Here is an 18618-nt window from a genome sequence, read left to right as displayed (position 1 = left end):
GTGGGGGGGGGGGGGGGTGCGCCCGCGCCCCCGGCCGGCCGCCACGGTTCTCCGGGGGTCGTTTTTTTTAAACCGGGTAACCCCCCCTTTTAAACAACCCCCACCAGCCGCGGCAGACCCGAACGAGGCGTCCGCCACACCCGCCGGCCGCACCGTTAACGCCCCGGCCTCCTCGAAGCCGGCCGACGTCCACTTCGGCCACGAAGATTCCTCCTCCGGCGCCGTCCACGCGCCAGAGGAGGAGAAACGGGATGAAACGGGTAACGATCGCCCTGGTCGCCGGGGTCTTGGCCCTGCCACTGGCCGCCGGTCCGGCGGAGGCGCACGACCACGGGCCGCAGGCGAAGGACGACCACCTCCACACGCGGGCCGGGCGGACCGTGCGCGCCGACGTGCTCGGCAACGACCGCGGCACCGCTGTCGTCCGGCACACCGCCGCCGCGCACGGCAGCGTCGAGGTCGCCGCCGACGGCACCCTCCGCTACACCCCCGCGCCCGGCTTCACCGGCCGGGATTCCTTCACCTACACCGTTTCCGACGCCGTGAAGCTCTACCCCACCAACCTCGAGCCGCTCGCCACCCTCGGCGGCGTGCAGCTCAAGGGCGGCGCGTACGGCTCCGCGCTCACCCCCGTGCCCGGCGAAAAGAACGAGTTCTACGGCCTCACCGACCGCGGCCCGAACGTCGACGCGCCCGACGGGGGCAAGATCGAGCCGCTGCCCGCCTTCACCCCCGCCATCGGGAAGTTCCGGCTCCGCGACGGCCGGGCCGTGCTGGAGAAGACCATCCCGTTGCGCGCCCACGACGGCACGCCCTACAACGGCCAGGTCAGCCCGCTCGCCGACACCGGCGAGAAGATCGTCGACCGGAACGGGAACGTCCTGCCGAAGTCGGCGAACGGCTACGACTCCGAAGGCCTCGTCGCGCAGAAGGACGGCACCTTCTGGGTCTCCGACGAGTACGGCCCCTTCCTCACCCACTTCGGCCACGACGGTCGCGCGCTCGAGCGCCTCTCGCCGTTCGACGGCTCGCTGCCGGCCGAGCTGAAGTACCGCGTGCCGAACAAAGGCATGGAAGGCCTCGCGCTCACCCCGGACGGCCGGACGCTCGTCGGCGTCATGCAGTCGGCGCTGCAGCAGCCGGACCTGACGAAGAAGCCGGGCAACGTCACCACGCTGCGGATCGTCACCGTCGACCCGCGCACCCGCGCCACCCACGAGTACCTCTACCTGCTCGACGACCCGGACACGACGGGCACCGCGGTCAGCGAGATCACCGCGCTCTCGGCGACGCGCTTCCTGGTGGACGAGCGCGACGGCGCGATGGAGCCGGACGCCTCCAAGAAGCTCTACGAGATCGACCTGACCGGCGCCACCGACGTCGGCCCGCGGGCCGCGGGGTACGACGCCGTCAAGGGCGGCCTGCTCGTCGACGGCAAGAGCATCGACGCCTACGTCGGCAAGGACACCACGGCCGAAGCGACGAAGGACCTCGCCGCCGCCGGGATCAAGCCGGTGGGCAAGAAGCTGTTCCTCGACCTGGGCGCGCTCGTGAGCGGGCTCGACCCGAGCGGCGGCTTCTTCGGGCACGACAAGGTCGAGGGCGTCGCGACGACCGACGGCGGCCGGACCGTCGTGATCAGCAACGACAACGACTTCGGCATCGACGGCGTGACCAACGCGGCGCCGCCGTACGCGCTGCACCCGAAGACGCTGCCGGACGGCCGCCAGGACGACGGCGAGTACCTCGCGGTCGACACGACGAAGCTGCCGGCGGTGACGAGCACCGCGACGGTCACGATCGACGTGCGGTAACCCTCAGTACTTGAACTGGTCGACGTTGTCGGCGGTGATGAGCAGCGGATCGCCCAGCAGGACGGTCTTCGACGCGGCGTCGTACTTCACCGCCGGCAACTCCAGGCTCACCTTGTTGACCGCCTGGAGCGGCTTGCCGTCGGCGACCTGCTTCGCCGTCCACGCGGTCAGCCAGCCGAGCGACTCGACGTTCCACAGCACCGATTCGGAGCACGAGCCGTCGAGCAGGAACGGCTTGATCGACTGCGGCGTCCCGACGCCGACGGTGAACACCTGGCCGATCTTCTGCTGCTCGCGCACCGCCTTCGCGACGCCGGGCGCGGACGTCGTGCACTCGCCGACCAGGCCGTTGAGGTCCGGGTGGCGGGCCATCAGCTCCTTGGCGAGGTTCGCCGCCTTGTCCTGGTCCTCGCCCGCGTAGACGGTCTCGACGACCTCCGCCTTCGGGTAGTGCGAGGCCGTGTACGCCTTCTGGACCGAGATCCACGTGTTGAGGTTCGCCGCGGCCGGGCCGCACGACACGATCGCGTACTTGCCGGTGCCGCCGGTCCGCTTCATCAGCGCGTCGGTGACCGCGGTGCCGATGCCCTCGGCACTGGCCTGGTTGACGAACACCTCGCGCTGCGTGCCGGGCGCGTCGGTGTCCGAGGTGAGCACGTGGATGCTCTTCGCCCGCGCCTCGGCGATCACCGGCGCGAGCGCGGCCGGGTCGTTCGGCGCGACGACGATGACGTCGACCTTCTTCGCGATCAGGTCGCGCATGATGGCGACCTGGTCGGCGGGGTCGACGGTCTTCGGGCCGACCGTGGACCACTGCACGCCGAGCTGCTTCGCCGCTTCGAGACCGCCGGCGTTCATCGCCTGGAAGTACGGGATGCCGCCGACCTTGGGCACGAACGCGATCCGCGTCGCCGCCGCGGCGGCGGGGGCGCTGCCCAGCTGGTCCGAGCAGCCCCCGAGCGCGAGCGCCGCACCCAGCAGCAGCGTCGCGACCAGCCGGAACGTCTTCGTCGGCCCTCGCATCCCCACCCATTCCTCAAGACTCTCGAACGGTCTGCGCGCGGTGGAGACCAAGGGGGAAGGTAGGGCCCCGCGTAACGGTGGTCAACGGGATGTGCGCAAAGGGTTACGGAAGCGAGTTCTACCTGGTGGGTTTCTGGCGGAGATTCGCCTGGTCGGCGGCGTTGACGACGGTGAGTGACGTCGACCTGCCGATGCGTCACTCCGAGTGGCGTTGTGGCGCGTGAGACAGGCGCGCAATACCCCTTGGGGGTAGTGCTCGATATGAACGAACAGCACGGAGCTTCGTGGGCGACAGCGATAACACGGTCGTCGTGGCGATCCCCGGGGCGATGGACGCCGGCCTCGCCAGTTTCCTCTTCTGGCTGGCGCTGGTGCTTTCGCTGGCCATCGCGTTCGTGGTCACGGTGCCGGTGAACAAGTGGATGATCGGGCGCGGCCTCGGCCACGCGAAGGTGCACGCCCACCACCAGCACTGAGGGGAGGTGGCGGCCTCCCCGGTCGGGGCTAGACGCTGGACAGGTCGACGGCGCGGTCGACCTTCCGCCGGTCGAGCACCCGCAGGATGCCTTCCAGCAGGTAGTAGTCGGCGTAGGGGAGCGACACCTCGATGCCGTCCTCGGCCGGCCGGTTGCGGGTGCAGCGCGCGACGCTCGCCTCGGCCCGGGTGGACTTCGTCGTCAGGCACGTCTGCGAGATCGCCGACAGGATCCGCAGCGCGCTGTCCCGGTACTGCGAACGGTGCGTGAGCTCCGCGAGGTCCAGCAGGCCGCAGGCCATGATCACCCCGGCGGAGGCGTCCTTGATGTCGTTCGGCGCCTGCGGGGCGAGGTAGTCCCACACCGGCACGTGGTCGGACGTCAGGTGCGACAGCGCGAAGTCCGCGAGTTTTCCGGCGGTGGTCAGGAACTCCTTGTCGCCGGTCCGGCGGTAGATCGTCGTGAAGCCGTAGACGCCCCACGCCTGCCCGCGCGACCAGCACGACGTCGGGCTGTAGCCCTGCACGGTGTTCGGCCCGATCGGCGCGCCGGTGACCGGGTCGAAGTCGAAGACGTGCGGGGTCGACCCGTTCGGGCGGACGAAGTTCTTCTGCGCGGTCTTCGCGTGCGCGACGGCGATCTCGAGGTACTGCGGATCCCCGGTCTGCTTGGTCGCGAAGGCCAGCAGATCGAGGTTCATCATCGTGTCCATGATGACGCGGCCCGCGTCCTTCGGGTCGGTCAGCGAGCCCCAGGCGCGGATGAACCGGCCGGCGGGGTTGTAGCGCTTGATCAGCGACGACGCGGCCTGCACCGCGCCCGCCTTCCACTTGTCGTCGCCGGTGAGCCGCCAAGCGGTGACCCACGACGGGTAGAAGAGGAAACCGAGGTCGTGCGTGCCGGTGTCGTTCTGGCGCGGCGCGAGTTTCTCCGCGGACGCCAGCGCGAGGGTCTTGAATTGTTCGTCACCGCTGTGCAGCCAGGCCAGCCACAACTGGCCGGGCCAGAATCCGCCGACCCAGTCGCCATTCTGCGAATAGGTCCATTTCTCGAACTTCGTGCCGACCGGGAACGCGGTGACGCCGGGGGCGACCGCGCGCAGCTTGGCCACCGCGTAATCGGCCGCTTGGCGGAGCGTCCGGGTGACCGATGCCTGGTCGGAGGTGGTGACGGAGGTCGCGGATGCGACCGCGGAGGTGCTGGCCGTCGCCGCCACCGCGGCTCCGGCCGCGGTGGTCAGCAGGGTTCTCCGGGTAACGCTCACAGGTGCCCGCCATTCCGTGTGGGGAAATGCTCCAGGTGCCCGGAAGTTTTTCACAGTCGCCACCGCGTGTACAGCGGGCGGACAGTTGTTCAGAAATGTGAACGATGGACCGGTGAGTGGGATATCCGAAAAGGGCGAAGGCCCGGCGGGGGACGCCGGGCCTTCGCTTTTCTCGCGGGGGTGAGGGCAGTCAACCACGCGAATCTCGGGGCTCGCTCGAGCCGCGGTTCAGCACAGGGGCGCGACCGGTTCGTCGGAGCCGGTCTGCAGGTACGTGTCCGACACGTAGTTGTTCGGGCCGATCCGGTCCCAGATGGTGCTGGTGCCGAACGTGCCGGTGACGCTGTCGCCCAGGACATAGCACTCGATGTTGACCCGGGCGTAGTTCGCCGCGAGGCCCTTGACGGCGGCCGACGTGCTGGCGCCGGCGCGCACGTTCATCGGGTCGCCCGCGGTCTTCACCGTGCCGGTCGGGCCGGTGCCGGTCCACAGGTAGGTGACGTTCACGTAGCCGTTGTCCGACATGCCGAGGCCGTCCCAGAAAACGCCGTCGGCGAGGTCGATGCCGGCCGGGTTCTGCACCGTGCGGCCGGAGTCGTCCTTCTTGCCGTTGTAGCCCTGCAGGTACGCGGCCTGCGCTTCGGGCGTGCCCTGCGGCAGGTCCTTGAACTCCGAGCGGACCGACGCCGGGTTCCAGTAGTCGTCGCGCTCGTTCCACGGGCCGATCTCCCACACCGGCGCGTACTCGCACTTGCTGCCGTCGGTGCGGCACACCTTGGCGGTGTAGTTGCCGGTTCCCTTGGGGGACACGGACTTGCCGGACGGGAACGAGACGAAGTGGTCGTGGCTGACGATCTTGTGGCCGTTGGCGGTGGTGCCGCCGACGAGTCCTTCGCGGGTGCCGTACACCTTGTAGGTCAGCGCGGCCGTGGCGGCGAGCGCGTTCACCTGCGGGACGCTGTCGGCGCTGAGCCCGAGGCCCTTGACGGCCGGGCGGACGCCGTCGGTGTCGCTGCGCAGGCTGATCCGCGCCTGCACGACGCTGACGGCGGTCTTGAACGCCGTGCCGGCGGGCGTCCACTCGGTCCAGGCGTCCACCCCGGTCCGGCCGCGGACGTCGACGTCGACCGTGGTGCCCTTCGGGGTGTCGGCGGACAGCTGCGCGCTGACGCGGTTCGCCGGCGCGCCCAGGGTGTGCTCGGCGGTGACGAAGCTGCCTTCGCTGCCGGCGAAGACCTGCGCGGTTCTGTGCCACGCGGCGTCGGCCAGGGTCAGCGTTCCGCCCGCGCCGGTGACGTTGACGTCGTCGTAGTCCACAGTGGACAGCTGTTCCTGCCAGCCGGTGCCGCTCGTGGTCGCGGCCTGGGCGGGGGCTCCGGCCAGCGCCGTCACCGCCCCGGCGGCCAGAACCGCCGCGGTCACGCGGCCGGCTTTCTTGATCCGGATCATCCCCGGTTCTCCTCTCGCACTCGTTCACTCGAACGTGGCGAAAGACTGACGGGGCGGCGTACATGATCCGTACAAGCAGTGCGCCGGGTGGTTGTGCGGCAAGCGCCCCAATGTGGCCTTCGGTGCGCTCAACGCACCCAAGGGGCCCTTCGGTGCGTTGAACGCAACCAAGGCCACATTGGGGCGCGCACGTCAGGCCGAAACGATGTGCGGAGGCTCCTCCATCGAGGTCACGGCCTCCGGCGGCCGCGACGAAAGCTCCCGCCAGATCGCCAGCGCCCGCTCCGAATAGTCCCGGGACCGCTCCGGCTGCGACAACGCCCGGTGCAGCTCACCGAGCAACTGCGACACCTCGGCCTCCGACCGCCGGTCCCCGTTGCGCCGGTGCACCGAAAGCGAGTTCACCAGCAACAGCTGCGCGTGCGCGAAGTCGCCACTGTGGAGGCACAGCTCTCCGAGGTTCTGGTTCGCGTACCCGACACAGTGATCGTCGCCGAGTTCGGTGAAGATCGCGATCGCCTGGTCGACGTGCTCGCGGGCCGCCGCCAGGTTGCCCTGGTGCTGGAACAGCAACCCCAGCCGCTTGAACGCGTGCGCCTCGCGGTGGCGGTCGCCGATCGCCGCCGACAGCTCCAGCGCGTCGGTGAACCAGCGCTTCGCCGCCGCGTAGCAGCCGCGGGACATCCAGACCGCGCCCGCGCCCAGGCGGGCCACCGCTTCGCCGTTCGGGTCGCCTTCCTCCGCGAACAGCTTCAGCGCCTCGTGGCAGTGGTCGAGCGCCGGGCCGTCCTCGCCGTCGATGCGCAGGATCGTGGCCAGGCCGGTCAGCGCGATGGCCACGCCCTGCGCGTCGCCGACCCGCTCGAACAGCGCCTTCGACTCCGCGAACGCCACCCGCGAACCGGCGTACTCGTCCTGGTAGAGCAGGTACTGACCGAGGTTGCGCTGCACGATCGCCTCCGCGCGCAGCGACCCCGTCCGGCGAGCCGCCGCCAACGCGATCGTATGCGTGCTGTGCCAGTCGTCCTGGTGGCCGCGCAGGTCGAAATACGGCGTCAACGCCGACGCCAGCTGCCAGGCCAGGTCGTCGAAGCCCTGCTCGGCGGCCAGCGAGACCACCGCGACGCTCGTGTGCCGTTCGGCCGCGTACCACGCCGCCGGGTCGTCCGGCAGCACGTCGGCGGGCACCGCCGGGCGCGGCAGCTCGTCGTCGCAGTACATGCCGAAGAAGTGCAGCGGCATCCGGCGCGCGGCTTCCAGCGCCAGCGCGAGGTAGCCAGTGAGGACACGCCGAAGCGCCGCACGCGTCTTCGCCGCGTCACTCTGCTCCGCCAGCTCCACCGCGTACACGCGCAACAGATCGTGAAGCCGGTAACGCGGCTGCCCGGCCGAGTCGGAGCCGACGAGCTCGACGAGGTGGCCGTCGACCAGCACGTCGAGGACGTCCTCGGCCTCGCGGCGGCCCAGCACGGCCGCGACCGCCCACGCGGGGAACTGGACCGGCCCGAGCAGCCCGAGCCCGCGGAACGCCGTGGCCGCCGACATCGGCAGCAGGTCGTAGGACAGCGTCACGCTCGCGCGGACGGCGAGGTCGCCGACGCGCAGCTCGTCGAGGCGACGGCGCTCGTCGTGCAGCCGGTCGGCCAGCAGCCGCAGCGTCCAGCCCGGCCGGTGCGTCAGCTTCGCGCCGGCCACCCGGATCGCCAGCGGCAGGTGCCCGCACTGGCGCAGGATCGCCGCGGCGCTCTCCGGCTCGGCGGCCACCCGCTCGGCGCCGACGATGCCCTCCAGCAGCCGCGCGCCTTCCGCCTCGGGCAGCAGGTCGACGTCGACCGGCGTCGCCCCGGCGAGGTCGGGCAGCCGGAGCCGGCTGGTCACCAGCACCGCGCAGGCCCCGGCACCGGGCAGCAGCGGGCGCACCTGGGCGGCGCTGCCGGCGTCGTCGAGCACGATGCACATCCGCCGCCCGGCCAGCCGCGACCGCAGCAGCGCCGAGCGTTCGGCGGGCTCCCGCGGCAGGCCGGCGTCCGGGATGCCCAGCGCGCGCAGCAGTTCGGCGAGCACCCCCATCGGCGCCCGGGGCGACGACGACGTGCCGGCCAGGTCGACGTGCAGCTGGCCGTCGGGGAAGTCGTCGCGGACCGCGTGCGCGACCCGGACGGCGACCGCCGACTTCCCGACGCCGGGGGCGCCGGAGAGCACGACCACGGCGGGCGTGCCCGAGTCCGCGCGCTCGCGCAGCAACCCGGTGACCTCGCGGAGCACGGTGTCGCGGCCGGTGAAGTCCGGCAGGTCGAGCGGCAGCTGGCAGACCGGCGCGAAGTCCGCCGGGCGGCCGGCGGGCGCGCTCTCGGGCACCAGCGTCGCGCGCAGCTCCCGCAGCCGCGCGCCCGGCTCGGCCCCGAGCTCTTCACGCAGGACGCGCTCGGCCGACTCGTACGCCTCGACGGCGTCCACGGTCCGGCCGGCGGCGCGCAGCGCGACGATCAGCTGCGCCCACAGCTCTTCCCGCAGGGGATGCTCGGTGACCAGGCCACGCAGCTCCGCGACGGCTTCGCCGCCGCGGCCGAGGTCGATCCGCGCCCGCAGGCGCTGTTCCTGCACCGACAGGCGCAGCTCGGCGAGCCGGGCGACGGTCGCGCCCCAGCTGTGGTCGTGGGGGAGCCCTTCGAGGACTTCGCCGCGCCAGAGCGCGTCGGCCCGGTCGAGCAGCTTGAGAGCGCTCTCGGCGTCGGCACGATCGAGCGCTTCCCGCGCTTCACCGGCCAAGGCCGTGAACGCGAGGTGGTCCAGTTCTTCCGGCGACGTGGTCAGCAGGTAGCCGGAGGCCCGGCTGCTGATCCGCTCGCCGAGGTCGGGGTCGAGCTCGGCGAACCGTCTTCGGAGCGAGTGGACGTACGTGCGGATGTTCGCCGCGGCCGACCGCGGCGCCGAGTGGGGCCACAGCACCTCGACCAGCACGTCGGCGGACACGACGACGTTCGGCTGCAGCGCCAGCGCGGCCAGCAGCAGCCGGGGCTTCGGCCCACCGAGCGGGATCACCTGCCCGGAAGCGGTGACCTCCAGCGGACCGAGGACGCGGATGGTAAGCGAGGTGGCCTCAACCTGCCCGATGAGTTCCCCCATAGCCGGATGCTATGGCCCGTTCGACCTCGGGGATAGATCCATTCGGAGGTCCGGGCCCCTTTGTACGGGACGTGTACGAGCCCGGGTCACGCTCCCGCCATGAAGCGTTCGAACCTCCGGCGCACAGCCGGTTTAGGAGTCGTCCTCGCGACGGTCGGCGCGCTCGCGGTGGGTGGCGCCCTCGAAGCGTCGGCCGCGGCGACCGGCACCGTCAAGACCGCGGGCGACCCGCTCAACGTCCGCCGGGCCCCCACCGCGGGAGCCACGGCCGTCAAGACCGTCGCGAACGGCGCGGCCGTCACCATCGACTGCCAGCTCACCGGTTCGTCGGTGGCCGGGACCTACGGCACGAGCACGTTGTGGGACTACGTGCCCGCGCTCGGCGGGTACATCTCGGACACCTACGTCTACACCGGTTCCGACCAGCGGATCGCGCCCGACTGCGGCGTCGGTTCGGGTAGCGGCCAGTGCGCCGACGCCTGCGCCGGCGAAGGGCAGTACCGCTCGTCCGACTCCCACTTCCTGGTCTACGACACCGATGCCGACGGCTACTCGGCCGTCGTCGCCTACTGGCTCAAGGGCGGCGCCGGGCCGTTCTACGTCTGGAACTCCGGTGGTGAGGGCACGAAGGTCGACAAGGCCGTCTCGGTCGCGCACGGCGGCTGGGTCTTCTACAAGGTCTGCGTCGCCGACTACACGACCGCCAAGCCGGACCTGAAGTCCTGCAGCGACGGCATCACCGACTTCGCGGCCTGACCGCGTCTCCCCTTCCCGAAAGGCTTTCCGACATGGTTGACCTCAACCGGCGCAAGGTGCTGCTCGGCGGGCTCGCCGCGGTCACCGCCACCGCGGCGTCGGCCGCGCTGCCGTCCTGGGCGAACGCCCGCACCACGGCGGCCGCCCCCACCATCCACGACCCCTTCCAGCTCGGCGTCGCCTCCGGCGATCCGCTCCCCGACAGCGTGGTGCTGTGGACGAGACTCGCGCCGGCGCCGCTCAACGCCGACGGCTACGGCGGCATGCCGGACGCCACCTACACGGTCGAGTGGGAGATCGCGAACGACGAGGCGTTCTCTTCGATCGTGCAGAACGGTTCGGTGAACGCGGTCCGGGCGTCCGCGCACAGCGTCCACATCGAACCGGTGGGGCTGCAGCCCGCGCGCGAATACTTCTACCGGTTCAAGAGCTCCGGCTACCTCTCGCCGGTCGGGCGCACGCGCACCGCGCCCGCCGCCGGGGCCGTGGTCAACCAGCTCAAGTACTGCTTCACCTCGTGCCAGCACTGGGAGGAGGGCTACTACCACGCGTACAAGGGCGTCGTGACCGACGACCCGGACCTGGTGCTGTTCCTCGGCGACTACATCTACGAGAAGAAGTCGGGCCGCGTCGCCGCGGACCGCAATCCGCGCAGCCTCGCCGTCGCCGACGACGCGACCACGCTCGCCCTGTACCGCGCCCGCCACGGCCAGCACAAGACCGACGCCGACCTGCAGGCCGCGCACGCGATCGCGCCCTGGGTCGTCGTGTTCGACGACCACGAAGTCATGAACAACTGGAACGGCACCACTTCGCCCGCGCCCGCCGCGCGCAAGGCCGCCGGGTTCCAGGCGTTCTACGAACACACCCCGATCCGCTCCACCGCCAAGCCGAACGGCGCGTCGATCCAGCTCTACCGGCAGCTCGTCTGGGGCAACCTGGCGCGGTTCCACATGCTCGACACGCGTCAGTTCCGCAACGCGCAGGTGGCCGACCCCTCCGGTTCGGCCGGCCCGGCCTGCACCGACATGCGCAACACCTCGCGCAGCATCCTGGGCAGCACCGAGGAGGCGTGGCTGCTCAAGCAGTTCGAGTCGCACCCGGCCACCTGGGACTTCCTCGGCCAGCAGGTCTTCTTCGCCACGCGCGACGGCGACGGCAACAAGGCCACCTGTGAGAGCCCCGACTCCTGGCAGGGCTACGAGGCTTCGCGCGACCGGATCGCGAAGGGCTGGGTCGACCGGAAGGTCGCCAACCCCGTCGTGCTCACCGGCGACGTCCACCGCCACTGGGCCGCCGACCTGCGGCTCGACTACTTCGACCACAGCGACCCGCTCATCGGCTCGGAGCTGGTCACGACCTCGGTGACGAGCAACAGCGACACCGCGACCGCGCCGAGCGCGGCCTGGCTCGCGAACAACCCCCACGTCAAGTACTGCAAGGGCGAGCGCGGGTACGTCCGCGTCACGACCACGCCGGCGCAGATGCGAGCCGACTTCATGACCACGTCCGACACCAGCGTCTACGACCCGACGTCGGTCGTGATCAAAAACGACCGTAGCTACGTAGTGCAAGCAGGCAAGCCCGGACTCCAGCAGGTCTGAGGCGGGGGCGCTACGCTGCGTGACGTGAGCGAAGAATTGGGCCTGCGGGAGCGCAAGAAGCTCCGCACGCGCGCGGTGATCTCGACGGCGGCCATCGGGCTCTTCCTGGAGCGCGGATTCGACGCCGTCGGGGTCGCCGAAGTGGCCCGCGTGGCCGAGGTGTCCAAGCGGACCCTCTTCGCCTACTTCCCGACGAAGGAGGACCTGGTGCTGCACCGGTTCGCCGACCACGGGACCGACGCGGCGGACGTCGTCCGCGCCCGGCGTCCCGGGCAGGGCGCGCTGTCGGCCCTGCGGGAGGCGTTCCTCCGGGGGCTCGGGGAGCGTTCGCCGGTGACGGGCTTGTGCGACGAACCCGGGGTGCTCGCGGTGTTCCGGCTGGTCACCGACACGCCGGCGCTGGTGGCGCGGCTCGCGGAGTTCACGTCCGCGGGGGAGGGGGCGCTGACCGCCGCGCTTTCCGAGGCCGGTGTCCCGGCGCCCGACGCCGGGCTGGCCGCAGCGCAGATCGCGGCCGTCCGCCGGACGCTGGCCACGGCCAACATGGACGCGGTCGCGGCCGGCGTCCCCGCGGCCCGGCACCACCCGGAGGCCGTCGCGGCGGCCGAACGGGCGTTCCACCTGCTGACGTCCGGAGTAGGGTTCGCGTGAGCGGCCCGGCCCATGACGAATTCATGGTCCGGACCATGACGGATGCACGGTTTCCCCGGGCTCTTCGAAGGTAGACTGCGAATCCTGAAAGGACGCCGGCGCCGGTGTCCGCACCGCATTCCGTCCACACGAACACCGGGGGACCCGCGTCCGACTGGGGGTGGCGCGGGTCCCCCGGGCCTCGCCGGAATGGGCTTTCCCGCTTTCCCGGCGATCTTGACACCCCGCTCGCGGGCCTCGTAGGCTGAGTGCTCCGCCGTCATGCCTCGCTTTTCCGAATCATGACAAGGCGGTTCACGGTGAAAAGATTCTTGCTGATCTCCGGCGCGGTCGCGGCATTGGTGGTGGCCGGTGCGGGGGTGTCCGCCGCCGCTCCCGGTGGCGTTTACGACGTCAAGGACTACGGCGCCAAGGGGAACGGGTCCGCCAACGATTCCGGCGCCATCGACAAGGCGATCACGGCGGCCAACGCCGCGGGCGGCGGCACCGTCCGGTTCACCTCGGGGAACTACAAGTCGGCCGGCACGGTCCACCTGAAGAGCAACGTGACGATCCAGCTCGACGCGGGCGCGACGGTCACCGGGTCGAGTGCGGACAGTTACGACCAGGCCGAGTCGAACCAGTGGGACGACTACCAGGACTACGGCCACAGCCACTTCCGCAACGCGATGTTCTACGGCGACAAGCTGACGAACATCGGTTTCACCGGCAGCGGAACGATCGACGGCGGCGGCAACCTCATCACCGGCAACCCGAAGTCCGGCGAGGCCGACAAGATCCTGTCACTCACTCGCTGTGACGGACTCACGCTGTCCGGGATCAAGCTGCGCCGCGGCGGCCACTTCGCGGCGCTGATCAACGGCTGCACGAACGTCGTCTCGGACAAGCTGACGATCGACACGGCGAGCGACCGCGACGGCTGGAACATCATCAGCACGACGAACGTCACGATCACGAACGTCGCCATCGCGGCGAACGACGACGCACTCGTGTTCAAGAGCGACTACGCGCTGGGGGCGAAACTGCCGAACGGCAACGTGACGGTGAACAACGCGAAACTGTCGGCGGTCTGCTGCAACGCGCTGATGTTCGGTTCCGAGACGTGCGGCGACTTCACCGGTTACCAGTTCTCGGACATCACGATCACCGGCGCGCACAAATCGGGTATCGGGATCGTTTCGATGGACGGCGCGAAGATCTCCGACGTGCATTATCGCACCATCACGATGTCGGGCACGTACTCGCCGATCATGATGAAGATCGGCACGCGCAAGCGGTGCGGGAACAAGCCGGGCGTCGGTTCGATCAGCGGCATCACGTTCGACAACATCACCGGAACGCACACGGGCACGAACTTCAGCCCGACGCTCTGGGGCGCGGACAGCACCCACCGCGTCTCCGACGTGACGTTCACCGGCGTCCATCTGAACGTCCCCGGTGGCAACGGCACGATGGGCACGGGCGTCCCGAGCAACGACGCGACGGACTACAACCCGAAGAGCATCGGCACGCGGCCGTCGTACGGCTGGTACGTGCACTACGCGTCGGGAGTGCGGTTCGTGGACAGCTCGGTGGAGTTCGCGAAGGACGACGGGCGTCCGGCGAGCATCGTGAACAACAGTTCGGACATCACGTTCGACCACTTCACGGCGGAGAAGGGGTCGAAGAGCCCGTTCGACGTTGGCTTCCAGACGGTGACGGGCTACTGCGTGAAGGACTCGGTGACGACGTCCGGCTCCGCCCTGCGGGTGAACGCTTCGGGTTCCAGTTCGAACTGCTGACACGAAGGGGCCCCGGCTGGGTCAGCCGGGGCCCCTTCCGCGGCGCGCCTCGTGGTCAGTGCGTGTACTGCTCGTTCATGATCAGGAACGCGCCCAGGCCGTGGAAGTCGTTCGTCTTGCGGGCCCGGCCGTAGTAGTACGACAGGTCGCCGACGTTCGTGCCCTCGCAGATGTCCGTGATGTTCGTCAGGCCGTCCGACCCCACCGACACCTTCCGCAGCACGCCGGCGTACCCGCGGTCCGCCACCGCCTGGTAGGACGCCGGCAGGTAGCCGCGCTGCACACCGCGGGCCATCGTGAACGTGTACATCGACGACGCCGACGTCTCCAGCCAGTTCTTCGAATCCCCGCCGCGGTCGACGACCTGGTACCAGCGGCCGGTCGACGCGTCCTGGTGGCGCTCGTAGCCCGCCGCGAGGAATCGGACCATGTCGATCAGCGCCGCCCGGCGCGGGTGGTTCGGCGGGAGCACCTCGAGGATGTCGATGGCCGCCATGCCGAACCAGCCGATCGCGCGCGCCCAGTGGTACTTCGAGTGGTGCCCGGTCCCGGACGACCACGACTCGGAGCCGTCCTCGTCGTAGGCGTGGTACAGCAGGCCCTTCGCCGGTTCGCGCAGGTGGCTGAAGTAGACGGCGAGGTTCTTGGCCGACTCTTCGAAGCAGTAGCCGCCGTCGTCGAACGCCGCGCCGTACAGCGCGAGGAACGGCTGGGCCATGTAGACGCCGTCGCCCCACAGCTGGCCGACCTTGCTCGTCGCGTGGAACATGCCGCCGTCGGACGTGCGGGGGTAGGCCGGGAACCGTTTGCGCAGCTGGTCGGCCGCCGTCTTGTACTTCTTGCGGCCCGTCTCGGCGTAAAGCAGCGGCAGCATCTGGCACGAGCGCATCGAGTCGAGGTTGGTGAAGCTGTTCGAGATCCCGCTGTCGGTGATGAAGCGGTCGTACCACGCGACGATGTAGTCGAGGTACTTCTGCTCGCCGGTGCGCTTGTAGAAGAGGTACTGGCCGTAGAGGTACAGCCCGAGGGTGTAGCCCCAGCCGCCGATGTTCGCCGGCGTGTAGCGCTTCATCGTCGAGTCGATGACGGCCCGGGACCAGTCCGACGGCGGCGCCGCCTCGCCGATCGGAAGAGCCGCCCGCGCGACGGGACCCGCCGCGGCGAGGGCGCCCAACGCGCCCAGGGTGCCGGCCAGGACCGCGCGCCGGGTCGGGCGAAGGGGGTGCTCGGACATTCGACGTCCTTTCGTGCACGGGCCCCGGTGATGCGGGCAATCCATGAGGGGCACCTTCATGGCTCTTGAAGCCATGAAGGTGCCCCTCATGGAGAAAGGTGGCCGGGATGCCGATCCGCCGTCCGTCGGCATCCCGACCAGCTCTGGGGGGCGCGGCGTGCTGCCCTCGTCGCCGGAGCGGTGGGGGAGAGCCGAAAGCGCTCTCTGGGGAGAACATCTACTCGCCCCCGGCACGGCGAGTCAAGAGAGATCAGATCTCTCGTTTCATATATCAGATATTTAACCCGATCGGCCGAAGTCGCGATGTACCGGCCGTCGGGACGTCGCGAAAAGGTCGGATCTCAGTATTGACCGGGCCCGGAATCCAGGAGTACACCACCGGGTGGACCAGACCACTTGGAGGTCACTGATGTCAGCCAAGTTCCTGCGCCGGGTGCTCGCCGCGTGCGCTTCGATGCTCGTGGTCGCCGGGCTCGTCGCCGCGCCGGCGTCGGCCGACTTGCAGAAGCCGTCCCAGCAGTGGCTGCGCGACAGCCAGGCGGGCCTGTTCCTGCACTGGGGCATGCGCACGTCACCCGGCTACACCAGTTGCAGCGCCTGGGAAAAGGCGATCACCGACGGCGGGTGGAATCCCGGTTACTGGGTCGGCGAGGCCAAGAAGCTGCACGCGTCGTACCTCGTGCTGGCGTCGTTCCACAGCCGGCTGGGCTACTCGCGCGCCTGGCCGTCGAAGATCCCCGGCAGCTGTACCACCAAGCGGGACTTCCTCGGCGAGCTGATCGCCGCAGCGAAACCCCAGGGGCTCAAGGTCATCCTCTACATGACCAACGACGCCCAGTGGCACGACGAGGGCGGCCACGAGTGGCTCGACTCGGCCGGCTACTCGAAGTACAAGGGCAAGACCGTGGACCTCGACGGCCAGGACGGCTTCGGCCAGTTCAGCTACGACAACTTCTTCGAGGTCATGAAGAACTACCCGGACCTCGGCGGGTTCTGGATCGACAACGACAACGCCTACTGGGAATCCCACGACCTGTACCGGCAGATCTACCAGCAGCGCCCGGACTACTTGCTGAGCAACAACAACGAAGACACCCCGATCATGGACACGATCAGCAACGAGCAGAAGACCGGCATGACGCCGTCGTACGACTACCCGCAGGCGACGTACACGGCGATGCCGCGGCTCACCGAGGCGTGCTTCAAGCTGCCCGACACCGGTTCCTGGTGGTACGGCGGCTCGAACTCGGCGGTGAACAAGGCGCTGAACATCGGACGTCTGGTGACGAACTCGGGCTCGTCGATCAAGTCGCTGATGGCCGAGACGGCGATGGTGAACGGCAAGTTCCCGTCGAACCAGGAAGCGTTCAACAACTTCGCGAACACGTATCTGAGCGCGATCTGGGAGTCGCTCGGCGGCACCGAAGGCGCCGGATACATGTACGGCGGCATGCAGCCGGGCTTCTGGAACGACGGCGCGCACGGCGTCATCACCATCAAGGGCGCAACGCAGTACGTGCACGTCCTGACCAAGCCGTCGACGTCAACCCTGAAGATCCGCGACAACGGCTACCGCGTCCGCGGCGTCACGAACCTCCGCACCGGCGCGCCGATCTCCTTCACCCAGGGCGGCGGCAGCCTGACACTGACGGGGTTGTCCGGCTGGGACACCTACGACACGGTGTTCAAGGCCGAGACGGCCGGCCGCACCGGCACGTACGACCCGAAGACGGTGACGCTCAAGGCGAGCGCGTCCGCGAGTGGCCACAGTGGACAGGCGGCGAGCGACGGCGACTACCTGACGTACTTCGACAACAACAAAACCCTGCCGGTGAATCTGGACTACGACCTCGGGTCGGCGAAGAAGGTCCAGTACCTCGGCGTCAACCAGCGGGAGGACTCCGTCAGCTACGCCCGGTCGGACACCGAACAGTCCGCGCGGATCAAGGCGTACCAGGTGTTCGTCTCGAGCGACGGCAAGAATTGGGGCAGCGCGGTGAAGTCCGGCACGCTCCCGAGCCACCGCGGTGTCCAGTTCGTCGACCTCTCCGCGGTGACGGCGAGGTACGTCCGCCTCCAGGTGACGAGCACGTACGCGGCGTCGAGCGACAGCACGCGCTACAAGCGGCTCCGGATCGACGAGACCTGGCTGGGCTCGGACTACGCGACTTCGGCGGGCTGAGCGAGGAGGTCCAGGGTCAGCGCCGCGCTCCAGCCGAACGATCGGGCACCGTGCCCGGCGCCGGTCAGCGGGTCCACGTACTCCGCGAAGTCCGTCCGGGACGCCGTCTCGACGAGGTCCGCGGCCAGGCAAGCGGCCAGGGCGTGCTCGCCGTGGCGCAGCAGTCCCTGCCGGACCAGCCAGCCGACGTTCGCCCACGACGGGCCGCGCCAGTAGCGGCCCGCGTCGAACTCCGGCGCGGTCAGGTCGTGGCTCGGGACGCCGTGGGCGCGTCCGAGCCGGAACCGGGGGCCGGTGGCCGTCGCCAGCAGGGCCGGGGCGACGGCCAGGTCCGGCAGCAGCAGGGGAAGCAGGCCCGCGCACGTGTGTGCGCGGGTCAGCGAGCCCGTCCGGACGTCGTGGGCGAAGAAGAAACCGTTGTCCCACAAGGTTTCCTGCATCGCCTTCGCGACGCGCGCGGCGGACTCGCGATGGGTGGCGGCGGCCGCGGGCAGGCCCAGCGCCTCGGCGATCTCGGCCAGCGCCAGCTCGGCGTCGGCGAGGATCGCGTTGAAGCCGGGGTCCTCCACGACGAAGTCGCCGAAACCCTGGTAGCCGCGGTCCCGGTAGTCCGCGGCGAGCCGGACGTACCGGCCGTAGTCCTCGTCGCTCGGCCGGTCGGCGGCGCTGCCGTGCTGCAGGTCGCGGCGGACGAACCCGGCCGACGGCGTGACGCGCGCGAGCGGCCCGTCCCAGGCCGGGCTGTTGTCCATCCCGGACTCCCACGGGTGCACGATCGCCGCGAGCCCGCGCCCGCCGGCGTCCCGCGAACCGCGCAGGTAGTCGTGCCAGGCCCGCAGCTTCGGGTACAGCGTGGCGAGGAACGTCCGGTCGGGCTCGGCCTCGTGCACCGCCAGCACCGCGCGCGCGTGGACCGGCGGCTGGACCAGCCCCGACGTCCGCCCGGCGGTCCAGAACGACGGCCCCGGGAAGTACGCCTCGGGCGGCGTGCCGGGGTCGAACAGGATGTGCGGGACGCGGCCGTCACGCCACTGAGCGGAGAACAGCGTCAGCAGTTCGCGCCGGGCTCGCGCGGGCGAGAGGTGCCTGAGGCCGATCGCGATGAACGCCGAATCCCAGCTCCACTGGTGCGGGTAGAGCGAGCGCGAGGGCACGGTCGACGAGCCGAGCCAGTTGTCGTCGAGGACAGCCGCGGCCCGCTCCCGTGTTACGTCCATATGTCCAATCTATCTCCGACTTGTGTATTGTCAATGGACAA

At 70.0% G+C, this 18618-nt stretch carries 12 protein-coding genes and 1 pseudogene; 7 read left to right on the top strand and 6 right to left on the bottom strand.

Going from position 1 to position 18618, the window contains the following annotated elements:
- Nucleotides 1–251: 251 nt before the first annotated feature.
- Nucleotides 252–1814, top strand: a complete 1563-nt coding sequence (locus AB0N03_RS11200; RefSeq protein WP_364368843.1) for an esterase-like activity of phytase family protein — start codon at nucleotides 252–254, stop codon at nucleotides 1812–1814.
- A gap of 3 nt (nucleotides 1815–1817) precedes the next feature.
- Here the strand turns inward: AB0N03_RS11200 and AB0N03_RS11195 are convergent, their stop codons facing one another.
- The gene (locus tag AB0N03_RS11195; protein ID WP_364368840.1) at nucleotides 1818–2837 is read right to left on the bottom strand and encodes an autoinducer 2 ABC transporter substrate-binding protein; all 1020 of its coding nucleotides are present in this window, start codon (nucleotides 2835–2837) and stop codon (nucleotides 1818–1820) included.
- Between the two features lie 296 nt (nucleotides 2838–3133).
- Between AB0N03_RS11195 and AB0N03_RS11190 the strand changes: the two are divergent.
- A pseudogene (locus AB0N03_RS11190) lies at nucleotides 3134–3313 on the top strand (DUF4396 domain-containing protein); the annotation flags it as partial.
- Between the two features lie 28 nt (nucleotides 3314–3341).
- Here the strand turns inward: AB0N03_RS11190 and AB0N03_RS11185 are convergent.
- The 3 genes from AB0N03_RS11185 to AB0N03_RS11175 all read right to left on the bottom strand — a co-directional run bounded on the left by AB0N03_RS11185 (nucleotide 3342) and on the right by AB0N03_RS11175 (nucleotide 9152).
- Entirely contained in the window at nucleotides 3342–4577 is a 1236-nt protein-coding gene (locus tag AB0N03_RS11185) for a glucuronyl hydrolase (protein WP_364368837.1), read from the bottom strand.
- Nucleotides 4578–4805: 228 nt separating this feature from the next.
- Nucleotides 4806–6026, bottom strand: coding sequence for a hypothetical protein (locus AB0N03_RS11180; RefSeq protein WP_364368834.1), 1221 nt, complete (start codon nucleotides 6024–6026; stop codon nucleotides 4806–4808).
- A gap of 192 nt (nucleotides 6027–6218) precedes the next feature.
- A complete protein-coding gene (locus tag AB0N03_RS11175; protein ID WP_364368831.1) occupies nucleotides 6219–9152 on the bottom strand; it encodes a BTAD domain-containing putative transcriptional regulator in 2934 nt (977 codons plus the stop codon).
- A gap of 99 nt (nucleotides 9153–9251) precedes the next feature.
- Between AB0N03_RS11175 and AB0N03_RS11170 the strand changes: the two genes are divergently transcribed.
- From AB0N03_RS11170 to AB0N03_RS11155, 4 genes are all read left to right on the top strand, one after another.
- Nucleotides 9252–9908: a hypothetical protein gene (locus AB0N03_RS11170; protein ID WP_364368828.1), complete on the top strand. Its 657-nt coding sequence runs from the start codon at nucleotides 9252–9254 to the stop codon at nucleotides 9906–9908.
- Nucleotides 9909–9940: 32 nt separating this feature from the next.
- Nucleotides 9941–11512: an alkaline phosphatase D family protein gene (locus tag AB0N03_RS11165; RefSeq protein ID WP_364368825.1), complete on the top strand. Its 1572-nt coding sequence runs from the start codon at nucleotides 9941–9943 to the stop codon at nucleotides 11510–11512.
- A gap of 24 nt (nucleotides 11513–11536) precedes the next feature.
- On the top strand, nucleotides 11537–12163 hold the full coding sequence (locus AB0N03_RS11160; RefSeq protein ID WP_364368822.1) for a TetR family transcriptional regulator: 627 nt from the start codon (nucleotides 11537–11539) through the stop codon (nucleotides 12161–12163).
- Between the two features lie 299 nt (nucleotides 12164–12462).
- Entirely contained in the window at nucleotides 12463–13944 is a 1482-nt protein-coding gene (locus tag AB0N03_RS11155) for a glycosyl hydrolase family 28 protein (protein WP_364368819.1), read from the top strand.
- Nucleotides 13945–13999: 55 nt separating this feature from the next.
- On the opposite strand, the gene AB0N03_RS11150 is transcribed toward AB0N03_RS11155, so the two are convergent.
- Entirely contained in the window at nucleotides 14000–15178 is a 1179-nt protein-coding gene (locus tag AB0N03_RS11150) for a glycoside hydrolase family 88 protein (protein WP_364368817.1), read from the bottom strand.
- Nucleotides 15179–15587: 409 nt separating this feature from the next.
- On the opposite strand from AB0N03_RS11150, the gene AB0N03_RS11145 reads away from it, so the two are divergent.
- Nucleotides 15588–17360 carry an alpha-L-fucosidase gene (locus AB0N03_RS11145; RefSeq protein ID WP_364368816.1) on the top strand — a complete coding sequence of 591 codons (1773 nt, stop codon included), beginning with the start codon at nucleotides 15588–15590 and terminating at the stop codon, nucleotides 17358–17360.
- Here AB0N03_RS11145 and AB0N03_RS11140 read toward each other — a convergent pair.
- Entirely contained in the window at nucleotides 17339–18577 is a 1239-nt protein-coding gene (locus AB0N03_RS11140) for a trehalase family glycosidase (RefSeq protein WP_364368814.1), read from the bottom strand. The genes AB0N03_RS11145 and AB0N03_RS11140 overlap by 22 nt on opposite strands.
- Nucleotides 18578–18618: the final 41 nt, after the last annotated feature.

The organism is Amycolatopsis sp. NPDC051061 (assembly GCF_040682935.1).
Lineage (GTDB): Bacteria > Actinomycetota > Actinomycetes > Mycobacteriales > Pseudonocardiaceae > Amycolatopsis.
Note: the sequence above shows the minus strand (reverse complement) of the source record. Positions and strands in the feature narration are given on the sequence as shown.

Excerpts from the sequence above, each read along its gene's own strand:
- AB0N03_RS11200 (WP_364368843.1), top strand. The coding sequence starts at position 252 with ATGAAACGGGTAACGATCGCCCTGGTCGCCGGGGTCTTGGCCCTGCCA.
- AB0N03_RS11180 (WP_364368834.1), bottom strand. The coding sequence starts at position 6,026 with ATGATCCGGATCAAGAAAGCCGGCCGCGTGACCGCGGCGGTTCTGGCC.
- AB0N03_RS11150 (WP_364368817.1), bottom strand. The coding sequence starts at position 15,178 with ATGTCCGAGCACCCCCTTCGCCCGACCCGGCGCGCGGTCCTGGCCGGC.
- AB0N03_RS11140 (WP_364368814.1), bottom strand. The coding sequence starts at position 18,577 with ATGGACGTAACACGGGAGCGGGCCGCGGCTGTCCTCGACGACAACTGG.
- AB0N03_RS11165 (WP_364368825.1), top strand. The coding sequence starts at position 9,941 with ATGGTTGACCTCAACCGGCGCAAGGTGCTGCTCGGCGGGCTCGCCGCG.
- AB0N03_RS11170 (WP_364368828.1), top strand. The coding sequence starts at position 9,252 with ATGAAGCGTTCGAACCTCCGGCGCACAGCCGGTTTAGGAGTCGTCCTC.
- AB0N03_RS11175 (WP_364368831.1), bottom strand. The coding sequence starts at position 9,152 with ATGGGGGAACTCATCGGGCAGGTTGAGGCCACCTCGCTTACCATCCGC.
- AB0N03_RS11145 (WP_364368816.1), top strand. The coding sequence starts at position 15,588 with ATGTCAGCCAAGTTCCTGCGCCGGGTGCTCGCCGCGTGCGCTTCGATG.
- AB0N03_RS11195 (WP_364368840.1), bottom strand. The coding sequence starts at position 2,837 with ATGCGAGGGCCGACGAAGACGTTCCGGCTGGTCGCGACGCTGCTGCTG.